We start from the raw sequence: 4,253 nt of genomic DNA, 5'->3' as shown, positions 1-4,253 counted from the left end.
CCTCCCCCGGGGCGAGGGTCTCGTTAAATTCCAGTACAGGTGTAGCACTTCTGCCTGAAATATAACTGCGGGCTTCCTCATAAGTATCTCCGTTGCCAAACCGTTCTCCCTCGTAGACTGTTTTTTTCGGCATCGTTACCTTCACAGAGACCTTTTGCGTTGTCTCTTCAAAGTTCACAAAGTTAACCAGCAGTTTATTGGAGGTTGCCCCGCTGCCTGCCAGCGGCGTAAGGGTAGAGGTGTCTACAGCACGGACATATACAAGTTTGTCTGCCAGCTGATCCTTATTACTGATCTGATAGGTTAACGGTGTACCGTGTGTTGCATAAGCGAGACTAAGTCTTCTCATGATACTGACACGGGAATCCTCGTTGGTTTTTGTATAGTAAATCTCTGTCTTGGCCGGATCATGCTCCTCCAGATTGAATCCGTATTTAAACAAACTGAAATTTTTGAAAAAGGCGGCATGCTGCACAAACATATCCGCATAACCGATATGGGCGCGCATAATCCGGTCAAACACTGCTGCTGTAGGCTCGGAAGCCCCATACTGGTAAGCATCCACGTGGCTATCCGAAGTACCGAATTCAGTCGTCAGCATTTTTTTGCCCAGGCCGTCTGCAGCTCCGCCGAAGGTCTTGAGATTCTCAGTAAAGCTGCCTCCGTTGCTGAAAATATAGGATTCCCCATAGGAATGCCCGTTGGTCAAATCGGTTACCTCTTCGAGCTCATTACGCTGCTCCGGATCACGTTCCCAGCCGTCAGGGTCGCCGCACTGTTTGACCGTCCCCTTTTGATTGCCGCAGGAATCCGCGCTGTAGCTCGGCCAGTAAGCCCAGCCCGGTGCCACAGTCTGGGAATGAGGGGCAATTTCCTTGCCTTTCTTGTTCAGCCAATCGGCGATGGCCAGATTGACCGCCTTTGAACGATTGAACAGGCCTGGCTCATTATCTACTTCATAATACTGAAAGTAAGAGCCGTACTGTCTAAAGTAATCGTTCAGCTTCTTCTCTGCGTCTTCCGGCAGCGAGCCGTCAGCTTTGAGCTTAATATCTCCCGTGTACAGATACAGGGCTACTGACTGCATATTGTAATCCCTGAGTACTTTATAATAATCCTCCATGTTGGAGCAGGAGCGGCCGACATCGCTGGCACAGCTGGTGCGCATAATATTGCCGCTGTATGCTACGCCAAGCCACTTCATGATGTAAGGCAAATGAGTAACCGCACCTTCATCAAAATAAAACTGCTTGTTGTTGACCATAGTGCCGGTCAGTGTATAGCTGCCGTGAATCGGCTCTTTAATAGGAGCATTCAGCGATTCGAGACTTAAGGAATCCCAGGTCCACCAGTCGTACTTATCTTCCATACTTGAGGAATAAATACCGCGCGTAGACCGCAGCTTCAGCTCGTTACTGCCCTGCACCAGCTGTTCCTTCGGGATATAGAGTTCATATGTTTTGCGGAAGGTATATTTGCTGTCCGTCCCGGCAACACCGGCAATCTGTATCATGCCTGACAGCTGATGATTGGAGAAGACACTCATTTGCGGAACGGATTTGTAGGCATCGAGAATACTTACGCGAAATAAGACCCCGTTCGCCGGGATCTTATTCAAATTATACGTAATAATCAGTTCAGGGTTGGTGTCTCCCCGCAGGCCCGAAGGAACGCCTTTCAGCTCAACAGCCTTGGCTACGGTAGAGACAGCATTATAAGTCTTTTTAGCGTCTGAGGAACCGGAAGCTGCAAATTCTCCGGCAGATCCATCGCGCTGCCCCAGCTGCCACAGTACATTACCGTCCGGCAAAGCCGGACCTGCATCAGCCGCTGAGGACAACTTAGTCATGTCTACCTCCACATCGCCCCGCTTCGTCCCATCATCTCCGAAGACAGAAACGGACATAAGAAACAAGATGGTTAAAGCCGCAAATTTTAGTAGTAACTTTAGAGGTCTGGTTGTTTTTTTCTTAGTCCTCATTCCTTTGTCCTCGCTTTCTTCTGGGGTGTCTGCTCATAAGTCGTAAAGTTCGATTAGGTTACTTAGGGAGGGTTAATGCACTTTTGGGGATAATCCCCTGCTTCTGGCTGGCACTCTTCCACAATAAACGGATGTTGGCGTCCCCGAGATTCTCATAGTACTCCACTTTAATATCATATGAGGTTCCGGCGGTAAGCTCGATGCTTCCCTCACGTCCGACGCCGCTCTGCTTCTTCCAGCTGTCAATCACCAGTTTACCGTCAATCCAGAGCCGCACTCCGTCATCCGAAGAGGCCGTAAACGTATATTTCTCACTATATATCGGCATGATCATTCCAGTCCAGCGAACTGAGAAGAGATCCTTCCCGAGGCCGACTGCCGGAGCATCCCCATGCCAGTTGAAGTCAATCTTGTTGTCATTCCGGATCAGCTGTGCTCCGCCGGACAGATCGATATTATTGAAATACTGCGCCCTTAATCCCTTGGTCGAAGCGGAAGGTTTCGTGTTCGGTTTGCTAGCGAGCATAATAATATAATCATCACGGGAAACGATATAATTATCATTCATAAAATTTTTGATTTTCTGCATATCATTTTTTTCAGTCAGCATTTTCCCCCATGTCATGGTATATACCCATTTACTTTGGGTTTGAGACAATATAACAGGGTCTGGCAGCTCTCCGCTTTCCCCGATGCCGATAGGCTTTCCGTCTGCCAGCTTCAGCAGATTCTCATAATAGGACTGCTTGAAGTCATTGTTATAAATATCTGCCGCCAGAATGTCTGCTTTTCCCGATCCGGGAAAATATGGCTCAAAATTATCCGACCATTCATTAGGTGCATTGGGATTCCATACCCATAGCAGATTATTCAGCTTGTGCGTGTTTGTTAAACGGTTATACATGATATCCCAGAGCTTAGTGAAGTTGTCTTTCTTCCCCCACCAGAACCAGTCTCCGTTCATTTCATGATAGGGACGCCACAAAACCGGTACTCCGGCATCCTGAAGATCTTCCAGATACCCGGCAATCTCGTCAATATCAGCAATCAGATTCTTATATTGTGCTGTTCCCGGGGTCACATAGGCATCAAACATCTCCTGGCTGAGACTCATATGCACATTGGCCCATTCCGGAGAAGTGCCGGGCAGGTTCTGATGAAAGGTCATCGCTACGATGCCTCCGCCCTTATGCCATTTGATTGCACTGTTCACTACAGCCTTACGCTGACGCTTAATGGCAGATTCCGACTGATTATTGATGGCTCCAAGCTCATAGCCGTGCAAAACAGCAGATTGCCCGGTGGCCTTTTTCAGCTTATTGTTGAATTCATCAGGACTCTCCAGATAGTCATGCTGTCCTGAAATCATGCCGTTCCCGCTGAGATTCGATAGATAGGTCAGCAAATCGGCCGCCTCCTGGGAAGCGTTAGGATTGATCGGAGTATTCACTGCTGCCGGGGTAACCACAGTCCGGGTAACCGGAAGGCTGCGTACCTCCGACCATGGCAGTAAAGAGAGAATGAAGATAATGGGCACAATCGTCGTAAATAGCCGGAACTTGCGGTTAGTGTTCAATGTTAACTCCTTTCTCCAGCCGTTAAACCTCTATGGAGCAAGTGACGGTTCCCTTAGCAGGGCAGTCATTTAGCAGCCAACTGAGGCCTATAGCTTAGTAGCCCTGCTGGTAAGCAGGGCCCTAATAGGTGGACTTTTGAGGATTTAGTATTGTAACGGCTTAACCAGCATCAGTGACGGCGGTGATATAACAGACTGCCGATCGCTTATTTTAGGAAGCGGAAGGGAGGAACAAGGCGCTTGACGGGACTGTTCCCTTTAACTGACTGGGGCTTTCCCACATCAGCTTCGCTCTTGCATCCCCTTGGTTCTCATAATATTCCACTTTAATATCATATAACTGTCCTGCCTGCAGGTTTATGCTTCCCATGCGTTCGGTTCCACTCTGCTTCACCCAGCTGTCAATGATGAGACTGCCATTGACCCAGACACGGACACCGTCATCTGAAGAGGTATAGATTTGGTACGTCTCACTATACAGCGGCTTAATTTTACCACTCCAGCGTACGGAGAAGAAATCCACTCCGATTGCCGCATCCGGCGAGCCAAGACGCCAGTTGAGGTCAAGAACCGCATCGTTACGTACTACAGCGGGAGTTCCCGCCAGCTGCATGTTGTTGAAATATTCCCCTTGCAGCCCGTTGGCCGCAGGTGCTGGTGCTGGTGCTGCTGTCGGCGTTGGCGCTGCTGTCGGCG

3 protein-coding genes are annotated in these 4,253 nt (G+C 49.1%); all 3 read right to left on the bottom strand.

Annotated features, from left to right (window positions below; all coding sequences use genetic code 11):
• On the bottom strand, positions 1 to 1,981 hold a 1,981-nt coding region (locus AQR02_RS00920), incomplete at its 3' end, for a polysaccharide lyase family protein (RefSeq protein WP_425339950.1).
• 58 nt (positions 1,982 to 2,039) lie between these two features.
• A complete protein-coding gene (locus AQR02_RS00915; protein ID WP_054938986.1) occupies positions 2,040 to 3,557 on the bottom strand; it encodes a glycosyl hydrolase in 1,518 nt (505 codons plus the stop codon).
• 211 nt (positions 3,558 to 3,768) lie between these two features.
• Positions 3,769 to 4,253 (bottom strand): PA14 domain-containing protein (locus AQR02_RS00910; RefSeq protein WP_245237015.1); only part of this gene is annotated, 485 nt, incomplete at its 5' end.

Origin of the sequence: Paenibacillus ihuae, assembly GCF_001368795.1 — a bacterium.
In the GTDB taxonomy this organism is placed as follows: Bacteria; Bacillota; Bacilli; order Paenibacillales; family Paenibacillaceae; genus Paenibacillus_AQ; species Paenibacillus_AQ ihuae.
The sequence above is the reverse complement of the archived record's forward strand: the minus strand, read 5'-3'. Positions and strand labels throughout refer to the sequence as shown.